Consider the following 18,837-nt stretch of genomic DNA (forward strand, 5'->3'; position numbering starts at 1 on the left):
CGGCCCGGTATTTACCCCACTGACCCCGCCCACTTGATCCCCGCACCATTCCGCCTTATTTGGCCCGGATGCACAAATTGAAATTGGTTGTGACGTCGCCGCGCGCGGCGTCCGGGCCGACAAGGGTTTCACCGATGGCCGCTGACATCTTTACCTCGCTCGACTGGTCCGAGCCCCCCAAGGACATGAGCAAGCCCTTGCAGGCGCTGTGGTGGCTCAAGAAGGGCGGGCTGCGCGTCGGCCCCGAATGGGAGCAGGCGCATATCATCGTGCAGGCCATGGAAGGCGTGCAGGCCTTTGACTGGGTGCATGCGCTGATGCACTGGATCGAGGCCGATATGGGCAATGCCGACTATTGGTATCGCCGCGCGGGAAAACGCCGCGCCACGGCCAGCGTAGGCAGCGAGTGGGAGCATATCGCCGCGGCGCTGAGCGAGGTTACGCGGCACTAAGGCTGTGGAGCCTTGTGGGAGACCCCCTCCTAACCTCCCCCTGATAGGGGGAGGAACAGATTGGGGATGTGGCATCAGCGGTTGTCATATTCGCTCCGCACCAGTTCCAACCCGCGCCGGGTGATGCGGTAGGGCTGGCCGCCTTGGGAGCGGATGGCCTTTCTGGCCTTGAGTTTCTTGAAGAGCGGCAATGTCAGGCCGCTCATCAGCCAGCCGTCGCGGTTGAAGAATTCAATCCCGGTCACCTTGCCGGCTTCGTTCTTGAGCAGCGCGATGCGGCCGCCCTGGGCGAGGGCGTGGAGCACCCGCTGTTCGTTTCGTGAAATATCCATGGAAAGTCAGTTGCCTGTGGCGGCGGATCAGAGATCCGCGAACAAACATGGCCACCCGACGGCATCACGCGCGGCGGGCGACTGGTTCATTCATGCCCCGTCGCCGATGGACGGGGCTTCAGGCGGTTTCAGACTGACTAGACATGCCGGTTTGATAGCGCCGCTCAGACCAATTGCGCAAGGCGGGCGGTTGAAATCGCGGCCGGGGCGGTGCAAACCAGCAACAGCAAAACTGACTGGAAGACCGCTGTGACCGCACCAAAATCGCCCGAAGCCTGTGAAACCAAGGACGACGTCCGCGCCGAGATCGACCGCGTCGACCAGGCGCTGCTGAATCTGTTTGCCGAGCGGCACCGCTATGTGACGCGCATGGCGCAGATCAAGACCGATCCGCACGAAGCGCGCGACCCGGCCCGGATCGAGGCGGTGATCTCCAGGATCCGCGACCGCAGTTTGGCCCTTGATCTCGACGAGGATCAGGCCGAACTTGTGTGGCGGACCCTGATCGACTGGAACATCAATTACGAGAAGGGCATCATCGCGGCGCGGCGCCGCTAGGAGGCAAACATGGCGGGTATTTCCATTCGCAAGGCCGAGCCGGTCGATGCCCGCAGACTGGCCGATATCGCCTATCGCGCCTGGGAAAGCGGGATTTTTCCGCTGCTGACCGAGCAGCCGGGCATGAAGCAGGCGGAGCAGCGCCGGCTGGCGCAGGCCGTGGCGGAAACGCTGAGCCGGATCATCGTGGCCGAGGTAGACGGGATCGTGGTGGCGTGGTGTTCGCGCTCGGCGCGGCGGGCCTATATTCCCTATCTTTTCGTGATGCCGGAATTGCAGGGGCATGGGCTGGGCTCGACGCTGCTGCGGCGCATGGAGAGCATGCTGGAGCTGGAAGGCGCCGAAAGGGTGCAACTGGAAACGCCGGCCGACAATGTGCGGGCGGTGCGGTTCTACGAAAAGCAGGGCTATCGGATCCTGGCGCTGCGGCCGGATGGACGGGCGGCGCATGAGCCGTTCATGAGCGTGCATCTGGAGAAGCGATTGAGCCCGTTCGAGGGTGAGATCGAGGACGAGGACTAGGCTCGTCCCCCCTCTCCCCTTGTGGGAGAGGGATAGAAAATCCTCGTCCAGAGGATTTTCGAGGGTGAGCGGTGCTGCGTCATCCCATGCTTCGGATCGAGTGGATGGCGCAGCAGCCCGCTCATCCGCCCTTCGGGCACCTTCTCCCACGAGGGGAGAAGGGAAGCCGGTGACTGTTGCAACGCCGAGGCAACACCAGTAATCACATACTACCTTTCGCCTTGCCTCTCAGGACGTTCAATTGACCCTTATCGACACGCGCACGCCCAATCCCAAGAGCTTCATCGCCGGCTCGACCGGTGACTGGGAGGTCATCATCGGCATGGAAGTGCATGCCCAGGTGACGTCAGAGAGCAAGCTGTTTTCGGGGTCGTCGACGGAGTTCGGCAATCCGCCCAATGCCAACGTCTCCTTCGTGGATGCGGCCATGCCGGGCATGTTGCCTGTCATCAACGAGGAATGCGTGCGGCAGGCGGTGCGGACCGGGCTGGGGCTGAAGGCGGCGATCAACAAGCGCAGCGTGTTTGACCGCAAGAACTATTTCTATCCGGACCTGCCGCAGGGCTATCAGATATCCCAGTTCAAGGACCCCATCGTGGGCGAGGGCAAGGTGTTGCTCGATATGCCCGAGGGCCAGATCGAGATCGGCATCGAGCGGCTGCATCTGGAGCAGGATGCGGGCAAGTCGATCCATGACCAGCATCCGAATATGAGCTTTGTCGACCTCAACCGCTCGGGCGTGGCGCTGATGGAAATCGTCAGCAAGCCGGACCTGCGGTCTTCAGAAGAGGCCAAGGAATATCTGGGCAAGCTGCGCACCATCCTGCGCTATCTCGGCACCTGCGACGGCAATATGGAGCAGGGCTCCATGCGCGCCGACGTGAACGTGTCGGTACGGCGGCCGGGCGGCGAATTCGGCACGCGCTGCGAGATCAAGAATGTGAACTCGATCCGCTTTGCCGGCCAGGCCATCGAATACGAGGCACGGCGGCAGATCGATATCCTGGAGGATGGCGGGGTCATCGACCAGGAAACACGGCTGTTCGACCCCAAGCTGGGCGAGACGCGGTCGATGCGATCAAAGGAAGAGGCGCATGACTATCGCTACTTCCCCGATCCGGACCTACTGCCACTGGAATTCGACGATGCGTTCATCGCCATGCTGGCGGAAGGCCTGCCGGAATTGCCGGACGAGAAGAAGGCGCGCTTCGTGGGCGACTATGGCGTGACTGCCTATGACGCCATGGTGCTGACGCTGGATCGCGAGACGGCGGATTATTACGAGAGCTGCGTTGCTTTCGGGGGAACCAAGCGCGACGGCAAGGCCGTGGCCAATATGCTCAATGCCGATGTGGCGGCCTATGCCAACAGCCAGGGGCTGGCGGTGTGGGAAACCCATCTCAAGCCGAGCCAGATTGCCGGGATTGTCGACCTGGTGGCCGCGGGGACGATTTCGTCCAAGGGCGCCAAGGACCTGCTGCAGGTGATCATTGCCGAGGAGCCCGAGGGTGAGCCGGCCGAGATCGTCGAGCGCCGCGGCATGAAGCAGGTGACCGATATGGGGGCGATCGAAAAGATCGTCGACGAGATCATCGCCGCCAACCCGGATCAGGTCGAGAAGGTCAAGGCCAAGCCGACCATGATCGGCTGGTTCGTCGGCCAGGCCATGAAGGCCTCGGGCGGCAAGGCCAATCCGCAGGCGCTGAGCGACCTGATGAAGAGCAAGCTCGGCATCGAATAGGCGAAGGCTCTGAAGACCTCATGGTGAGCTCGTCGAACCATGAGGTCGGGTGAGTGGAGGCCCTTATGCCACGCGTCAGTGGTTCGACGGGCTCGCTATGAGGGCTACCGGGGGATTGATTCCCTAGGGGTTGGGGTCGTTTTCCGGTTCGGGCGGCAGATTGGGATCGATGGGTTCTCTTTCGCCGTGACGCAGCGGCGATGTATGCGGATGCTCGGCATCGCCGGTCGGCAGGGCGACGGGCATTGCGGGGACCCGATCGGGCGGTGGCGCCTTGGCTTTGTCGGTCTTATGGTCCTTTGCCATCATCAACTCCGTGTCGGCGGTTGATCCGTGCCGGGACCCGGCTCGGGCGCCGGTTGGCCCGGAGTCGGATCCTCGACAGGCTGCGGGGTATCGGGCAGTTCCTGTGGATGCGGGGGGACCGGATTGACGGGCTGCGGCGGCGTAGGCTCAGGCTGCGGAATGATTTCCGGCTGCGGGCGCGGATCGATATCGGGTCTGGGCTGGTTCATGGGATGCTCCTGGATGGAGTAACGGGCAGGCCGTTCTGTCGTTCCCCATGCAACAGAGGTTCCCGCTTTGGCGGGAATGACGCTGTGAGCTAGGCGGTCGCCGGCTTCCGCCGGACCAGGCGTCCATCCATGAAGATCAATCCGATGAAGATCACCACGATGCCGGCGACATGGGCGGCCTCGAAACGCTCATGCAGCACCAATACGCCGAGCAGGATGGCCGAGATGGGCGTGATGAAGGTGTTGAGCGAGAGGTTGGTGGCGCCGACGCGGGGCAGGAGCCAATAGACCAGCAGGAAGCTGACGCTGGTGGAGAAGGTGCCGATGGCAAAGAGCGCACCCCAGGTTTCGGCGCGGGTGATGACCGGAATGCCGCTGAACAGCAGGGCGATCGGGATCGACAGCAGGGCGGCGCCGGTCAGAGAGCAGGTGGCGACGGCGGCGGAGTCGATATCCCTGAAGCGGCGGGCATAGTTGAGGGTGAGGGCGTAGCACAGGGTGGCACCCATGGCGGCGAGAAGGCCGATGACCTGTGCCGAGGCGCCGGCGCCCAGCGAGGGCAAAGCCAGGATGACGGCGCCGACAAAACCGATGGCCACGCCGGCCACCTTGTTCCAGGTAGCCTTTTCGCCGCCCGGCCAGAGCTGGGAGACGATGACGGTGCTCATGGGGGTGAGGCCGTTGATGACGCCGACAATGCCGCTGGCGACGGTCTGTTCGGCGAAGGGGAAGAGCGCAAAGGGAATGGCATAGTTGAGGATGCCGAGGAACAGGAGCTGGGCATAGATGCGCCAGTCGCTGGGCAGCGTCTTGCGCATGGCCAGGAAATAGACCCAGCAGATGGCGGCGCCGATGGTGACGCGACCGGCCGAGACCCAGAGCGGGCTGATCTCGCGGATCAGGATGGCGTTGAACAGGAACGAACAGCCCCAGACGGCGCCGAGCAGGATGATCAAAAGCCAATAGCGCAGGGGCATGAATGCTCTCCGGATCAGGCGGCGGCGCGGCGCCAGATGGCGCCGATGCGGCCATCGATGAACAGCAGGCCGAGGAAGATCACCAGCATGCCGCCGATCTGGATGGGCAGGATGGTCTCGCCGAGAATGGTGACGCCGAGGATCAGCGCCGAAATCGGCGCGATGAAGGTGGTGGTGGCGAAGTTGGTCGCCCCGACGCGCGGCAGGATGCGGTACATGATCTGGAAGGTGAAGGCGGTTGACAGCAGGCCAATGGCGAGGGCCGCGCCCCAGGTTTCCGGCCGGGTCATGACGGGCGCGCCCTCGGAGAGGAAAGCGATGGGCGCAGCGACAATGGCCGCGCCGGTCAGCGCAATCGAGGCGAAGGCAGTCGGCTCGACATGCTTGTAGCTGCGGGTGATGTTGAGCGTGAGGGCATAGCACAGTGTGGCGCCCAGACAGGCGGCGACGGCCCAGAGGTGAGAACTGCCGCCTGAGGACAGCGCGGGAGACACCAACAGGGCTGCGCCGGCGAAGCCGATGGCGACGCCGGTGAACTTGGTGCGGCTGGCCTTTTCGCCACCGATCCAGAAATGGGAGATGAGGGCCGTGACCATGGGCGTCAGGGCGTTGATGATGGCGGCAACGCCGCTGGCCAGATGCGCCTGGGCCAGCGGAAAGAGCGCAAAGGGGATGGCATAGGCCACGACACCCAGCAGGCCCAGTTGCAGCCACAGAGCGGGATCGCGCGGCACAGGCTTGCGCAAAGCGAACATGACCAGCCAGCAGCCCAGGGCGCCAATGCCGACGCGGAAGCTGGTGACCCAGAGCGGGCCGATCTCGCGGATCAGCACGGCATTAAAGATGAACGAGCAGCCCCAGATGGCGCCCAGCAGGATGATCCAGAACCAGTCGCGCAAAGCCATGGCGATTCCCCGTGTTGGAAGCGGACGCTACGCCCGGGGAGAACAAAGGTCGAACCGATTTTGACGATGGGGGCGATCAAATTCGGTGATGGGCGTTTTGTTGGATACCCCCTCCTAGCCTCCCCCTGATAGGGGGAGGAATCCGCGCGGTGGTCGTAGCGTGATGGTGCGCGAGGCTAGGCGGATAGCTGTCCCGATGCCAGCAGTCGCAGGGCCTGGGGGTAGATGCGGTGTTCTTCGATCAGGATGCGGGCGGCGAGGGTTTCGGGCGTGTCACCTGACAGGACCGGGACTTCGGCCTGAAGGATGGGGGCGCCTTCGTCGAGGCCGGGCGTGACGAAATGGACGGTGCAGCCATGGATGGTGGCGCCATCGGCCAGCGCGCGCTCGTGGGTGTGGAGGCCCTTGTAGAGCGGCAGCAGGGAGGGGTGGATGTTGATCATCCTGCCGGCCCAGCGATTGACGAAGTCATCGCCCAGGATGCGCATGAAGCCGGCGAGGCAGACGATGTCCACATCCCAGCTTTCGAGGATCTGGGTCATGACGTCTTCGAACATGTCCCGGCTGGGGAATTTGCTCTGGGCGAGGGAGGCCGTGGCGATCCCGTCGGCGGCGGCAATGGCGAGGCCGGGGGCGGCGGCGCGGTTGGAGAGCACGCCGACGATCTCGGCAGGATAGTCGGGTGCCCTGGCCGCCTCGATCAGCGCCGACATGTTCGAGCCGCGGCCCGAAATCAGGATGGCGACCTTCTTGCGGCTCACAGCGCCAGCTTGCCGTCGAAGGTGACGGGCTCGCCCGTACGGGCCGTGAGCTTGCCGACCACTGCGGCGGTTTCGCCTGAGGCGGCGAGGTGGTCGACCAGCTTTTGCGCGTCGTCCGGTGCTACGGCAACCAGCATGCCGACGCCGCAATTGAAGGTGCGCAGCATTTCGCGCTCGCTCATGCCGCCGACATGGCTGAGCCAGCCGAAGACTTTTGGAACCGTGACCGCATTGAGATCGACATGGGCGGCGAGGTGATCGGGCAGGACGCGGGGGATGTTATCGATGAAGCCGCCGCCGGTGATATGGGCCAGGGCCTTGATGCCGATGCCGGCCTTGAGGGCGGCGAGGAGGGGCTTCACATAGATGCGGGTTGGGGTGAGCAGGGCTTCGGACAGGGGACTGGCCGGGCGCGAAAGGCGCGTTCATGTACCAGTCGATGCCACTGAGGTCGACGATCTTGCGGACCAGCGAATAGCCGTTGGAATGAACGCCGGAGGAGGCAATGGCGACCAGGATATCGCCTTCGGCGATATCGGGGCGGGGCAGGAGGGCGCCACGCTCGGCGGCGCCGACGGCGAAGCCGGCCAGGTCATAGTCGTTGCCGTGATACATGCCGGGCATTTCGGCGGTTTCCCCGCCGATGAGGGCGCAGCCGGCAATGCGGCAGCCTTCGGCAATGCCCGAGACGATGGCGGTGCCCTGGGCGACATCGAGCTTGCCGGTGGCGAAGTAGTCGAGGAAGAACAGCGGCTCGGCGCCCTGCACGATGATGTCGTTGACGCACATGGCCACCAGGTCCTGCCCGATGGTGCCGTGATTGCCCGTGTCGATGGCGATCTTGAGCTTGGTGCCGACGCCGTCATTGGCGGCGACGAGGACCGGATCGGTGAAACCGGCCGCCTTGAGATCGAACAAGCCGCCGAAGCCGCCAATCTCGCCATCGGCGCCGGGCCGGCGCGTGGAGCGGATGGCGGGCTTGATGGCTTCCACCAGCGCATTGCCGGCATCGATATCGACGCCCGCCTGCTTGTATGAGAGACCGTTTGATGGCAGGTTTTGCGGATCGGACATAGGCCTCGGACCGTAGTGGGGAAAGCGTGCGTAAAGCCGTTACCGGAAGACCAAGGCGGTTGCCAACGCCGGAGCCGGAAGCTAGACGGCCTGATAGCTTCTCAACCCAACCGACGCAAGGGCCGCCCGGCATCATGACACTACGAAATCAAGTGCTGATCTGGGTCGGTTTTCTTGTCGTGCTGGTGCTTACGCTGTGGCTGTTCCGCGGCATCCTGCTGCCATTCGTGGTCGGGGCCGCATTGGCCTATCTGCTGAACCCTCTGGTCAACCAGCTCCAGCGCTGGCGCTTCAATCGCGGTTGGGCCACGACCGTGGTGCTGCTGAGCGTCATTACCATCGTGCTCAGCGTGTTCCTGATGTTCGTGCCGCTGATCGGCCAGCAGATCATCGAATTGCTGCGAGGCGCGCCTGCGCTCGTGGCCGACCTGCAGGCGCTGTTTGCCCGTTGGTCGCCGGAAATCAACGAATGGCTCGGGCCGGAGCGCGCCGCGCAGGTGCAGGCCAGCATCAACGACCTGGCGCGGCAGGCATTGGGCTTCATCACCACGCTGCCGGGCGAGCTGGTGAATATCGGCATGACCGGTGCGGCGGTGATCGGCTTTACCGTGCTGACCCCGGTGGTGGCGTTTTACCTGCTGCTGGACTGGGAAGGCATGGTGCGCGGGATCGAAGGCCTGCTGCCGCAGGAGCACAAGGGCGAAATCAACACCATCCTGCGCGACATTGACAAGTCGATGGCCGGGGTTATCCGGGGGCAGGGTGGCGTGCTGCTGCTCGATGCGGCCTTCTACGCGACGGCGCTCAGCCTGTTCGGGCTCAATTTCGGCCTTGCCGTGGGGCTGATCGGCGGGCTGCTGAGCTTCATTCCCTTTGTCGGCTTCGCCGTCGGGTTCGGGCTATCGGTGGGCATCGCCATCGTCCAGTATTCGGGCGATGTGTGGATGGTTGCGGCTGTTGCCGGCATCTTCCTGTTCTGGCAGTTCATCGAAGGCAATATCCTCTATCCCAAGCTGGTGGGCTCCTCGATCAACATCAACCCGGTCTGGATGATGTTCGCGCTGCTGGGGCTGGGTGCGCTGTTCGGCTTTGTCGGCCTGCTGCTGGCGGTGCCGATGGCGGCGATCGCCTCGGTGCTGGTGCGCTATGGCGTGCGCAAATACAAGGAAAGCACGCTGTATCTCGGCCGAAACGGTGGGCCTGATGGCACTGCCAGCAAGCCCTGAAGAGCCCAAGGGCCAGCTGACGCTGGAACTGGGTCATACGCCCTCCCATGATGCGGCCGATTTCCTGGTGGGCGAGGGCAATGAACTGGCGCATGGGCGCATCATGGCCTTTCCGCACTGGCCCGACCCGGTGACCCTGCTGGTCGGCCCGGCCAAATCGGGCAAGTCGCATCTGGCGCGCATCTTCGCCGACCGCAGCGGCGCCCGCTATGCCGGCACGGGCGACCTCGAAGCGCTGGCGACCGAAGGGGGCGTAGTGCCTGTCATCGTCGAGGATGTGGACCGGCTGGATTATGACGAGGCGGGGCTTTTCCACCTGCTCAACCAGTCGATGCGCGAACAGCGGCCGATCCTGCTGACGGCGCGGGAAGACATTGCGAATTGGCCGCTGGCGACCGATGATGTGCGTTCGCGGGCGCGGCGGGCGACCGCCTATGCGCTGGAGCTGACGGACGACATTCAATTGTCACAGATGTTCGTGAAATTGTTCGGGGATCGGCAGATCAAGGTCGATCCGAGAATCATCGCCTATCTGGTGGCGCGCATGGAGCGTTCCGCCGAGGAAGTCGTGATCCTTGCCGACCTGATGGACCGGCTGGCGCTGGCCAAGGGTACGGCCATTACGCGCAGCATCGCCGCCGATGCGCTCGACCGCCGCCGGATCGCGCATGGCGGGGCGAGCCAAGAACAGGACTGGGATACCGAAGACGATGAATGAACTGAGCGAGTTCGCCGATACCGAAGTCTCGGTCCCCGATGTCGAGGCGCTGCGCAAGAGCCCGGCGCGCTTCGTCAACCGCGAGGTGAGCTGGCTGCAATTCAACATGCGCGTGCTGGAAGAGGCGGGCAACGTCAACCACCCGCTGCTGGAGCGGCTGCGGTTCGTGTCGATCTCGGCCAACAATCTCGATGAATTCTACATGGTCCGCGTCGCCGGCCTCAAAGGGCAGATGCGGGCGGGGCTGACACGGCAGAGCGCCGACGGGCTGACGCCGGCCGAGCAGATGGAAGAGATCGCCACGCTGGCCCAGCACCTGCAACTGGAACAGCAGGACCACTGGCAGAATCTGCGCGAGGAACTGTTCACGCAGAATGTGGTGATCCACGAGGCGGACGATCTCAGCACCGATCAGGTCAATTATCTGCAGAAGCTGTTCCGCGAGGAAATCTTCCCCGTGCTGACGCCCATCGCGGTGGATCCGGCGCATCCCTTCCCGTTCATCCCCAATCTGGGGCTGGCGCTGGCTTTCGAGCTGAAGCGCCCGGACAATGACCTGCCGCTGACGGCTTTGGTGCGCATTCCCGGCAATCTCGACCGCTTCATCACCCTGCCGACCGGGCTGGTCTCGGAAGGGCGCAGCGAGGTGGTGACCATCGATACGCTGGTCAAGCTGTTCTTCCACAAGATGTTCCCCGGCCATGAAGTGGTCGGTTCGGGCGCCTTCCGCATCATCCGTGACAGCGAAATCGAAATCGACGACGAGGCTGCGGACCTGGTGGTGGAATTCGAGACGGCCCTGCGGCAGCGGCGGCGCGGGCAGGTGATCCGGTTCGAGATCGAAAGCTCGATGCCGCGCGCGCTCAAGCGGCAGATCAGCGAGCAGCTCGGGGTTACGGAAAGCGAAGTATTCGAGGTGCAGGGTTTCCTGGGCCTGGCCGATGCGCGCAAAGTCTGCGACCTGGAGCGGCCGGACCTCAAGTTCACGCCCTATCATGCGCGCTTCCCCGAGCGCATCCGCGACTATAGCGGGGACAGTTTTGCAGCCATCCGCGCCAAGGACATCCTGGTGCACCACCCGTTCGAGAGTTTCGACGTGGTGGCGCAGTTCCTGATGCAGGCGGCGCGTGATCCGGACGTGGTGGCTATCAAACAAACGCTGTATCGCACCTCGGCCGATAGCCCGATCATCAAGGCGCTGGTGCTGGCCGCGGAGGCCGGCAAGTCGGTGACGTGCCTGGTGGAGCTCAAGGCGCGGTTCGACGAGGAAGCCAATATCCGCTGGGCGCGCGACCTGGAACGGGCCGGGGCGCAGGTGGTGTTCGGCTTCATCGAGCTCAAGACCCACGCCAAGCTGAGCCAGGTGGTGCGGCGCGAAAAGGGCAAGCTGGTGAGCTATTGCCATATCGGCACCGGCAACTATCATCCGATCACCGCCAAGATCTATACCGACCTCAGCTACTTCACCATCGACCCGGCGATCACCCGCGACGTGGCGCGGGTGTTCAATTTCATCACCGGCTATGCGCGGCCGACCGAGCTCGAGACGATCGCGGTCTCGCCGGTCAACCTGCGGCAGCGCCTGCTGGACGATATTGCGCGCGAGATCGAACTGGCCAGCAAGGGCCAGCCGGCCAGCGTGCTGCTCAAGATGAATTCGCTGGTCGATCCTGAAATCATCGACGCGCTTTACGACGCCAGCCAGGCCGGGGTGAAGGTCGATCTCATCGTGCGCGGCATTTGCTGCCTGCGGCCGGGTATCCCCGGATTCTCCGACAATATCAGGGTGAAATCGGTGGTTGGTCGGTTCCTGGAACACAGCCGCATCTATTGCTTCGGCAATGGCGAGGCCATGCCGAGCCCGCGCGCCAAGGTGTATATTTCATCGGCCGACCTGATGGGCCGTAACCTCGATGGGCGCGTGGAAGTCATGGTGCCGATCCTCAACAACACCGTGCATAAACAGATTCTGGACCGGATTCTGGTTGCCTATCTGCGCGATAATCAGCAGAGCTGGGAAGTGCTGCCGGATGGCAGCTCGCATCGCGTGCGCCCGGCCGAAGGGGAAGAACTCTTCAATGCGCATGATTACTTCATGACCAATCCGTCGCTGTCCGGACGCGGCAGCGCCGGTGGCGAAGGCGAAGAGGGCCTGGCTTGAATCAATTCTGGGGCGTCGATGCCGACCCGACAGCGCAAGGCCGCATCAAGGGCGCCAAGCCTGTGGCGGTCCTCGATATCGGGTCCAACTCGGTGCGTCTAGTGGTCTATGAGCGCCATGCCCGCGCGCTGACGCCGCTCTACAATGAAAAATCGGCATGTGCGCTGGGGCGCGGCGTGGGCCGTACCGGGCGGCTAGCCGACGCCAATATGGCGCAGGCGCTCAATGCCATCAAACGCTTCGCCCTGGTGGCACGCATGATGCGCGTCGGCCGGGTGCATGTGCTGGCGACCTCGGCGGTGCGCGACGCTGCCAACCGGCAGGAATTCGTCGATGCCGTAGAGGCATTGATCGAGAGCAAGGTGCAGGTGCTGAGCGGCGAGCAGGAGGCCCATTTCGCGGCGCTCGGCGCGGTGGCCGGTATTCCCGGCTTTTCCGGCATTGTCGGCGACCTGGGGGGCGGAAGCCTCGAGCTGTCCCATATCAATGGCGGCACCGATACCAATGGCGAATCCTTCGAAATCGGCGTGATCCGCCTGCAGGACGACAGCAATGGCTCGGCGCTGCAGGCGACCGAGATCGTGCGGGCGCGTCTGCAGCAATCGGCGCTGCCCGGCGCGGCGGCGGGCGGGTCATTCGCGGCGATTGGCGGCACCTGGCGATCGCTGGCCAAGCTGCATCAGGTGGTGCGGGGCTATCCGCTGCATATGGTGCAGAACTATGTCGTGCCGGTCGAGGACATGATCGGGTTCTGCCAGGACATTACCGGCGCTTCTTCGCTCAAATCCTATCCGGGCGCCGAGAAGGTCAGTTCCTCGCGGCGCGAGCTGGTGCCATTCGGCGCGGCGGTCATGGCCGAAGTGCTCAAGGCCGGTCAGTTCGCCAATGTGGTGTTTTCGGCGCTGGGCGTACGCGAGGGCTATCTCTATGGCCTGCTCGACGGCCGCGAGCAGGAGATCGATCCGCTGATTCAGGGGGCGGAGGAGCTTTCGGTGCTGCGCTCACGCTCGCCGGCCCATGCCAGCGACCTCGTCGAGTTTACCGGGCAATTCCTCGCCGTTTCCGGCATTGCGGAGAGCGATGCCCTGCGGCGGCTGCGCATCGTGGCCTGTCTGCTGGCCGATATCGGCTGGCGTGCCCATCCGGATTATCGCGGGCCGCAAAGCGTCGACGCAGTGGCCTATGGCTCGCTGACCGGCGTGGACCATCCGGGGCGCTCGTTCATCGCCCAGGTCATGGCAGTGCGTTATGACGGGCTCAAGAGCAAGACGGCGGCGCCTCTGGTCGGGCTCGGTTCGCCGGAGCTGACTGCGCGGGCGCGGCTGGTCGGGGCCTTGTTCCGCGTGGCCTATCCAATGACGGCCGCCATGCCTGGCATCCTGCCGCGCATCCGCTTCGAGGTTGACGGCAACAAGCTGGCGCTGATCCTGCCACGCGACCTGGCGTTTCTCGATGGCGAGCATCTGCAGGGCCGGCTGGACCAGTTTGCCGGCGTGGCAGGGTTCAAGACTTCGGCGGTGCGGGTGGCTTAACCGACCGTTTGGCGCGCCCGGCCTCGTGGTTCGACGGGCTCACCATGAGGGCTTCGATCTATCCGCTCTCTCGATCGATTTACTCGGCCGGCGTTGCGTCCTTGACGGCGAATTCCAGCACGCCCTTGCGGGTGGCGACGAGGCCGATGCGGCCGTGCTTGATGTCGAGGGCCTTGTCGCCGAAGAGCTTGCGGCGCCAGCCCTTGAGGGCGGGGACATCGGCTTCGTCGTCGAGTACCAGGGCGTCGATATCGTCCGAGGTGGCCAGGATGCGCGCGGCGACGCCATGCTGTTCGGCGACCGATTTGAGCAGCACGCGGATGAGATCGCCGACGGCGCCTTTGGGCGACGGGCCGCGATAGCGCTCGGGCATGGTGGGCAGCTCGGATTTGGGCAGGGCCTCGACATCCTTCAGCAGAGCCATGATTTCGGCAGCGGCGGAGGAACGGCCGAAGCCGCGGGGCACGGCGCGGAGCTTTTCGAAGGCGTCCGGCGTGAGCGGGCGCTGCATGGCCAGTTCGAACAGCACATCGTCCTTGAGGACGCGGCTGCGTGGCTGGTCGGTGTCCTGGGCGCGCTTCTCGCGCCAGGCGGCGAGCTTTTTCAGGGCCGCCAGGTCGCGCGGGCGGTTGATCTTCATCTTGAGGCGTTCCCAGGCCTGTTCCGGCTGGACCACATAGGTGTCGATGCTGCGCAGCACGCCCAGTTCATCCTCGACCCAGTCCCAGCGCTTGGTGGCGTCGACCTGTTTGCGGAGTTCACGATAGATGTCGCGCAGATGGGTGACGTCGGCCACGGCATAGAGGCGCTGCTTTTCGCTCAGGGGGCGGGCCGACCAGTCGGTGAAGCGAGAGGATTTGTCGAGTTCGACATTGGTGATGGAGCGGACGAGATTGTCGTAGGATACGCTATCGCCGAAGCCGCAGACGCTGGCGGCGATCTGGGTATCGAAGAGATTGACCGGGACCTTGCCGGTCAGCTTGACGAAGATTTCGATATCCTGCCTGGCGGCGTGGAAGACCTTGGTGATGTTGGGATTGGCCAAAAGCTCGAAGAAGCTCGACAGGTCGAGATCGGGCGCCAGCGGATCGATCAGCACCGCCTCGTCATCGGTCGCGGCCTGGATAAGGCAGAGTTTCGGCCAATAGGTCGTTTCGCGCAGGAACTCGGTATCAACCGTCACAAAATCAAACTTGCCAGCGCGCTCGCAGAAAGCGGCGAGCACATCTGTGGAAACTATGAGGTCCATACCGGCGTCCGTCTCAAATTCGTCAATATTGTTCCTAGCAGGTGCGGCAGGTCCACTCCATACCGGATTTGTTGAGTATTGCGGCAGGGTTAGCGCGCGGGCGGCTGCCCTGCATGTTCGAGGCCGCGTTCACCTTGACAAGCGGGGGCTCCCATGCGCTTTTCCCGCCCAAGATTCAGGCCTTTTCCCAGAGTTTCGACATGACCTCACATCGCTACCGCTCGCATACTTGCGGGGCCCTCACCGCCAAGGAAGCCGGCCAGACCGTGCGCCTGAGCGGCTGGGTGCATCGCATCCGCGACCATGGGGGCCTCTTGTTTATCGACCTGCGCGACCATTACGGGGTGACGCAGGCCGTCATCGACCCTGATTCTCCCGCTTTCGCTGCCGCCGAAAAGGTGCGCTCGGAATGGGTGATCCGCATCGATGGCGAAGTGAAGCTGCGTGATGCCGCGGCAGTGAACCCGAACCTGCCGACGGGCACGATTGAAGTGTTCATCCGCGAGATCGAAGTGCTGTCGGCGGCCAAGGAATTGCCGCTGCCGGTGTTCGGCGATGCGGAATATCCCGAAGACATCCGTCTGCGTTACCGCTTCCTCGACCTGCGGCGCGAAAAGCTGCATGCCAACCTTGTCAAGCGCACCAAGGTGATCGCAGCAATGCGGGCTGGCATGGCCGAGCAGGGCTTTGCCGAATATTCGACGCCGATCCTGACGGCATCGTCGCCGGAAGGGGCGCGCGACTTTCTGGTGCCTTCCCGTATTCATCCCGGCAAGTTCTTTGCGTTGCCGCAGGCGCCTCAGCAGTACAAGCAGTTGCTGATGGTGGCGGGGTTCGACCGCTATTTCCAGATCGCGCCATGCTTCCGCGACGAGGATCCGCGCGCCGACCGGCTGCCGGGCGAGTTCTACCAGCTCGACCTGGAGATGAGCTTCGTCACCCAGGAAGACGTGTGGGACACGATGACGCCTGTCATCACCGACATTTTCGAGCAGTTTGCCGAGGGCAAGCGCGTGACCAAGGACTGGCCGCGCATTCCCTATGATACGGCGATCCGCAAATATGGTTCGGACAAGCCGGACCTGCGCAACCCGATCGAAATGCAGGCCGTGACCGAGCATTTCGCAGGTTCGGGCTTCAAGGTGTTTGCCGGCCAGATCGAAGTCGATCCCAAGGTGGAAGTCTGGGCGATTCCGGCCAAGAACAAGGCCGGGGCCGAACCAATCGGCCGGGCGTTCTGCGACCGCATGAATGCCTGGGCGCAGGGCGAGGGCCAGCCGGGGCTGGGCTATATCTTCTTCAAGGACGGGCAGGGCTCTGGCCCCATTGCCAAGAATATCGGCGAGGAACGCACGGCCGCGCTCAAGGCGCAGTTGGGGCTGGAGGACGGCGACGCCGTATTCTTCGTCTGCGGGCGGCCGGAGAAGTTCTATCGCTTTGCCGGCGATGCCCGCACCAAGGCGGGTACGGATCTGGGTGTGGTCGATACCGAGCAGTTTGCGCTGTGCTGGATCGTCGACTTCCCGTTCTATGAATGGAGCGAGGAAGAAAAGCGCCTGGATTTCGCGCATAACCCCTTCTCGATGCCGCAGGGCGGGATCGAGGCGCTCAACAGTCAGGACCCGCTGACCATCAAGGCGTATCAGTATGACGCCGTGTGCAATGGCTACGAAATCGCCTCCGGGTCGATCCGTAACCAGTTGCCCGAGACCATGGTCAAGGCGTTCGAGCTGACCGGCAAGAGCCGCGACGAGGTCGAGGAACAGTTCGGCGGTCTCTACCGCGCCTTCCAGTATGGCGCTCCGCCGCATGGCGGCGCGGCCTTCGGCGTGGACCGCATCGTCATGCTGCTGTGCGGCGTGCAGAATTTGCGCGAAATCACGGCTTTCCCGATGAACCAGCAGGCCGAAGACCTGCTGATGGGCGCGCCGAGCCAGGCTTCGGCCAAGCAGTTGCGCGAGCTGAGCATCAGGCTCAACGTGCAGTAGGGTGATAGCTCCACTCGCTCGACCTCGTGGTTCGACAGGCTCACCATGAGGTCTTTGAAAGCTCCATAGGCGGTCCCATCAGGGGCCGCCTATTTCTTTGGCTGCAGGTAGGCGCCGAGATTGTCGATGATCGGGCCTTGCTCCTCGTCGCGCCATTGCATCCGGACCTGCCGGCGCTGGCCGTTTATCATGGCAAAGAGCGAGAGGCCGTCGTCATAGGGCAGGAAGCTGGAGCCGATGAAGGTCCAGTTTTCACCCACCGGATGCTCGGTGCCGTCGAAATCGCGGAAAGCCTGAACCACCACATAGTCGTGTTCGGGCGAGAGATGGGCGAAGGGTGTCGTCGGCCAAGCCTGGTTCATCGCGCGCTCCCATGGTTTGCGATCGGTTAATCAGCGTTAATGATCCGTTAAAGGCTGGTTGGTACCGATTGGCAGTCGACTGGTGTTTTCGGATTCAGAATCTTGAAGTCCAGATACTCTCATATCCTGACGCTGATCGGAGCGCTGCTGGCGTTCGTTCCCATCGTGGCGGTGGATTACCTGCTGGACAGCTATGTCCGCGTACGAGAGAAAGCCCAAACAAAGCAGTACGTTAGTGGCGTTACTTCACAAATTGAAATTGGTGTGAACGACACTATTGCCGCGCTGCGGCGCATTCTGGCGGAGAGCCCTTCGCTGTGTACGCCGACCTTCGTGGCCAATGTGCAGCGCGAAATCGAATCCAGTCTCAATTTGAAGCAGGTGCTGGTCGAGAATTTGGACGGCGTGCAGTATTGCGACGCCTTCGGCCGCAATGTCGCCTATTCGCCATTGTCGGAAAGCCTGCCGGTGCCGGGACGGACAGAGTCCATTACGCTGGTGCAGCTTGGAGGGCTGGATATGCCGGCGCTCAAGATCACCCAGACCTTTGGCCAGACGCGGCGGGTATCGGCCTTCGTGCCGCTGATGGGGCAGACCTCGGACGGGCTGGCGCAGGGACTGGCCAGCGCCGCGATGATGCGGGTGCTGCTGACCAACGGCACGCCGGTGCTGACCGTGGGCGATTCCAGCGCCTTTGATCGCAGGTCTTCGAGCGCCGAATTCATCTATGCGCAGGGCTTTGCCGGCGAATTGCCGCTCAAGGTGGAATATGCCGTGCCCTTCGTGATGGCGCGGGCGAGCTATGCCGATCTCGACATGGTGTTCACGGTGATTGCCTGCATGATGAGCGCCGTAGTGCTGCTGCTGTCGCTGGGCTATGTGCGGCGCTCGCGCGTGCCGGCTTTCGACCTGGAGCGGGCCATCGCACGCGGCGAGATCAAGCCCTATTACCAACCGGTCATCAATCTGCGCACCGGCGAGCTGATGGGCTGCGAAGTACTGTGTCGCTGGGAGAAGAAGAACGGGCAGGTGGTGCCGCCGGGCGCGTTTATCGACTATGCCGAGGTGACGGGGCTGGCCATTCCTATGACGCTGTCGCTGATGCAGCAGGTCAAGTTCGACCTGAGCGACCTGAGCCAGATGATGCCGGAGCTGAAAATCTCCATCAACCTGTTCGAGGGCCATTTCCGCGACGACAGCATTGTCGAGGATGTGCAGGCCATTTTCGGCAATTCGCCGATCGACTTCCGGCAACTGGTGTTCGAAATCACCGAGCGGCATCCGCTGGGCAATTCGGCGGTGGCCAACAGTGTCATTGCGGGCCTGCATGCCTTGGGTTCGCGCCTGGCAATGGACGATGCCGGCACGGGCCATTCGAACCTGGCCTATCTGGGCACGCTCGGCGTCGATGTGATCAAGATCGACCGCATCTTCGTCGACATGGTCAAGCCCGGCACGACGCAGGTTCCGGTGCTCGATGGGTTGATCGCCCTGGCCAAGGATCTCGACTGCGAAATTGTGGCCGAAGGGGTCGAGACCGAGGAGCAGGCGCTCTATCTGCGGGCGCGGGGCGTGGTGCAGGCGCAGGGCTATATCTTTGCCCCGGCACTCAAGATCGGCGCCTTCCGCGAGCTGGCGACGGCCCTCCATGCCACGGCGACGCCGCGCAGCCGCATCGAGAGTATCGTTGCCAGTGCGGCCTGACGCAAATTTTGGCTTTCGTTGCGGCCCTGCGCGGACTTAGTCCCTTTTCATCGCCGACGA

18 protein-coding genes and 1 pseudogene are annotated in these 18,837 nt (G+C 63.5%); 10 read left to right on the top strand and 9 right to left on the bottom strand.

All coding sequences use genetic code 11. From position 1 onward, the window contains the following. The first annotated feature begins 134 nt into the window (after positions 1-134). On the top strand, positions 135-452 hold the full coding sequence (locus NVV79_RS14775) for a hypothetical protein (protein ID WP_303991078.1): 318 nt from the start codon (positions 135-137) through the stop codon (positions 450-452). 74 nt (positions 453-526) lie between these two features. Here NVV79_RS14775 and NVV79_RS14780 read toward each other — a convergent pair whose 3' ends face one another. Then, positions 527-784 carry a YjhX family toxin gene (locus NVV79_RS14780; RefSeq protein WP_303991079.1) on the bottom strand — a complete coding sequence of 86 codons (258 nt, stop codon included), beginning with the start codon at positions 782-784 and terminating at the stop codon, positions 527-529. Between the two features lie 249 nt (positions 785-1,033). Here NVV79_RS14780 and NVV79_RS14785 point away from each other — a divergent pair, with 249 nt between their 5' ends. From NVV79_RS14785 to gatB, 3 genes are all read left to right on the top strand, one after another. After that, a complete protein-coding gene (locus tag NVV79_RS14785) occupies positions 1,034-1,342 on the top strand; it encodes a chorismate mutase (RefSeq protein WP_303991080.1) in 309 nt (102 codons plus the stop codon). A 9-nt stretch (positions 1,343-1,351) separates the two neighbouring features. Then, positions 1,352-1,864, top strand: a complete 513-nt coding sequence (locus NVV79_RS14790) for a GNAT family N-acetyltransferase (RefSeq protein ID WP_303991082.1) — start codon at positions 1,352-1,354, stop codon at positions 1,862-1,864. Between the two features lie 241 nt (positions 1,865-2,105). Further along, positions 2,106-3,605, top strand: a complete 1,500-nt coding sequence (gatB, locus tag NVV79_RS14795) for an Asp-tRNA(Asn)/Glu-tRNA(Gln) amidotransferase subunit GatB (RefSeq protein ID WP_303991083.1) — start codon at positions 2,106-2,108, stop codon at positions 3,603-3,605. A gap of 123 nt (positions 3,606-3,728) precedes the next feature. On the opposite strand, the gene NVV79_RS14800 is transcribed toward gatB, so the two are convergent. From NVV79_RS14800 to purM, 6 genes and pseudogenes are all read right to left on the bottom strand, one after another. After that, positions 3,729-3,911, bottom strand: a complete 183-nt coding sequence (locus NVV79_RS14800) for a hypothetical protein (RefSeq protein WP_303991085.1) — start codon at positions 3,909-3,911, stop codon at positions 3,729-3,731. Positions 3,912-3,913: 2 nt separating this feature from the next. After that, positions 3,914-4,120 (bottom strand): hypothetical protein, encoded by a 207-nt coding sequence (locus NVV79_RS14805; RefSeq protein ID WP_303991087.1) that lies wholly within the window; start codon positions 4,118-4,120, stop codon positions 3,914-3,916. An 89-nt stretch (positions 4,121-4,209) separates the two neighbouring features. After that, positions 4,210-5,097: a DMT family transporter gene (locus NVV79_RS14810; protein ID WP_303991089.1), complete on the bottom strand. Its 888-nt coding sequence runs from the start codon at positions 5,095-5,097 to the stop codon at positions 4,210-4,212. Positions 5,098-5,111: 14 nt separating this feature from the next. Next, positions 5,112-6,002: a DMT family transporter gene (locus tag NVV79_RS14815; protein WP_303991091.1), complete on the bottom strand. Its 891-nt coding sequence runs from the start codon at positions 6,000-6,002 to the stop codon at positions 5,112-5,114. 176 nt (positions 6,003-6,178) lie between these two features. Next, positions 6,179-6,715, bottom strand: a complete 537-nt coding sequence (purN, locus tag NVV79_RS14820) for a phosphoribosylglycinamide formyltransferase (protein WP_303992695.1) — start codon at positions 6,713-6,715, stop codon at positions 6,179-6,181. 44 nt (positions 6,716-6,759) lie between these two features. Continuing rightward, positions 6,760-7,837, bottom strand: a pseudogene (purM, locus tag NVV79_RS14825) (phosphoribosylformylglycinamidine cyclo-ligase). A gap of 134 nt (positions 7,838-7,971) precedes the next feature. Here purM and NVV79_RS14830 point away from each other — a divergent pair. The 4 genes from NVV79_RS14830 to NVV79_RS14845 are packed head-to-tail and all read left to right on the top strand — an operon-like array spanning position 7,972 to position 13,474. After that, positions 7,972-9,063 carry an AI-2E family transporter gene (locus NVV79_RS14830; RefSeq protein ID WP_303991093.1) on the top strand — a complete coding sequence of 364 codons (1,092 nt, stop codon included), beginning with the start codon at positions 7,972-7,974 and terminating at the stop codon, positions 9,061-9,063. Beyond that, positions 9,041-9,781 carry a hypothetical protein gene (locus NVV79_RS14835; protein ID WP_303991095.1) on the top strand — a complete coding sequence of 247 codons (741 nt, stop codon included), beginning with the start codon at positions 9,041-9,043 and terminating at the stop codon, positions 9,779-9,781. The genes NVV79_RS14830 and NVV79_RS14835 overlap by 23 nt, the downstream gene beginning before the upstream one ends. Next, the gene (locus tag NVV79_RS14840; RefSeq protein WP_303991097.1) at positions 9,774-11,942 is read left to right on the top strand and encodes an RNA degradosome polyphosphate kinase; all 2,169 of its coding nucleotides are present in this window, start codon (positions 9,774-9,776) and stop codon (positions 11,940-11,942) included. The genes NVV79_RS14835 and NVV79_RS14840 overlap by 8 nt, the downstream gene beginning before the upstream one ends. Beyond that, the gene (locus NVV79_RS14845; protein WP_303991099.1) at positions 11,939-13,474 is read left to right on the top strand and encodes a Ppx/GppA phosphatase family protein; all 1,536 of its coding nucleotides are present in this window, start codon (positions 11,939-11,941) and stop codon (positions 13,472-13,474) included. The genes NVV79_RS14840 and NVV79_RS14845 overlap by 4 nt, the downstream gene beginning before the upstream one ends. Before the next feature lie 79 nt (positions 13,475-13,553). Here the strand turns inward: NVV79_RS14845 and rnd are convergent, their stop codons facing one another. Next, on the bottom strand, positions 13,554-14,723 hold the full coding sequence (gene rnd, locus NVV79_RS14850) for a ribonuclease D (protein ID WP_303991101.1): 1,170 nt from the start codon (positions 14,721-14,723) through the stop codon (positions 13,554-13,556). A gap of 200 nt (positions 14,724-14,923) precedes the next feature. Between rnd and aspS the strand changes: the two genes are divergently transcribed. After that, positions 14,924-16,711: an aspartate--tRNA ligase gene (gene aspS / locus NVV79_RS14855; RefSeq protein ID WP_303991103.1), complete on the top strand. Its 1,788-nt coding sequence runs from the start codon at positions 14,924-14,926 to the stop codon at positions 16,709-16,711. A gap of 89 nt (positions 16,712-16,800) precedes the next feature. Here the strand turns inward: aspS and NVV79_RS14860 are convergent, their stop codons facing one another. Next, a complete protein-coding gene (locus NVV79_RS14860) occupies positions 16,801-17,073 on the bottom strand; it encodes a DUF3601 domain-containing protein (protein ID WP_303991105.1) in 273 nt (90 codons plus the stop codon). Positions 17,074-17,175: 102 nt separating this feature from the next. Between NVV79_RS14860 and NVV79_RS14865 the strand changes: the two genes are divergently transcribed. Continuing rightward, positions 17,176-18,777, top strand: a complete 1,602-nt coding sequence (locus tag NVV79_RS14865) for an EAL domain-containing protein (RefSeq protein WP_303991107.1) — start codon at positions 17,176-17,178, stop codon at positions 18,775-18,777. The last annotated feature ends 60 nt before the right edge of the window (positions 18,778-18,837 follow it).

Origin of the sequence: Devosia ginsengisoli (assembly GCF_024707105.1) — a bacterium.
Lineage (GTDB): Bacteria > Pseudomonadota > Alphaproteobacteria > Rhizobiales > Devosiaceae > Devosia > Devosia ginsengisoli_A.

Excerpts from the sequence above, each read along its gene's own strand:
- NVV79_RS14840 (WP_303991097.1), top strand. The coding sequence starts at position 9,774 with ATGAATGAACTGAGCGAGTTCGCCGATACCGAAGTCTCGGTCCCCGAT.
- NVV79_RS14800 (WP_303991085.1), bottom strand. The coding sequence starts at position 3,911 with ATGGCAAAGGACCATAAGACCGACAAAGCCAAGGCGCCACCGCCCGAT.
- NVV79_RS14790 (WP_303991082.1), top strand. The coding sequence starts at position 1,352 with ATGGCGGGTATTTCCATTCGCAAGGCCGAGCCGGTCGATGCCCGCAGA.
- NVV79_RS14775 (WP_303991078.1), top strand. The coding sequence starts at position 135 with ATGGCCGCTGACATCTTTACCTCGCTCGACTGGTCCGAGCCCCCCAAG.
- NVV79_RS14830 (WP_303991093.1), top strand. The coding sequence starts at position 7,972 with ATGACACTACGAAATCAAGTGCTGATCTGGGTCGGTTTTCTTGTCGTG.
- aspS (WP_303991103.1), top strand. The coding sequence starts at position 14,924 with ATGACCTCACATCGCTACCGCTCGCATACTTGCGGGGCCCTCACCGCC.
- NVV79_RS14805 (WP_303991087.1), bottom strand. The coding sequence starts at position 4,120 with ATGAACCAGCCCAGACCCGATATCGATCCGCGCCCGCAGCCGGAAATC.
- NVV79_RS14810 (WP_303991089.1), bottom strand. The coding sequence starts at position 5,097 with ATGCCCCTGCGCTATTGGCTTTTGATCATCCTGCTCGGCGCCGTCTGG.
- NVV79_RS14835 (WP_303991095.1), top strand. The coding sequence starts at position 9,041 with ATGGCACTGCCAGCAAGCCCTGAAGAGCCCAAGGGCCAGCTGACGCTG.
- purN (WP_303992695.1), bottom strand. The coding sequence starts at position 6,715 with ATGTCGGCGCTGATCGAGGCGGCCAGGGCACCCGACTATCCTGCCGAG.
- rnd (WP_303991101.1), bottom strand. The coding sequence starts at position 14,723 with ATGGACCTCATAGTTTCCACAGATGTGCTCGCCGCTTTCTGCGAGCGC.
- NVV79_RS14815 (WP_303991091.1), bottom strand. The coding sequence starts at position 6,002 with ATGGCTTTGCGCGACTGGTTCTGGATCATCCTGCTGGGCGCCATCTGG.
- NVV79_RS14780 (WP_303991079.1), bottom strand. The coding sequence starts at position 784 with ATGGATATTTCACGAAACGAACAGCGGGTGCTCCACGCCCTCGCCCAG.
- NVV79_RS14860 (WP_303991105.1), bottom strand. The coding sequence starts at position 17,073 with ATGAACCAGGCTTGGCCGACGACACCCTTCGCCCATCTCTCGCCCGAA.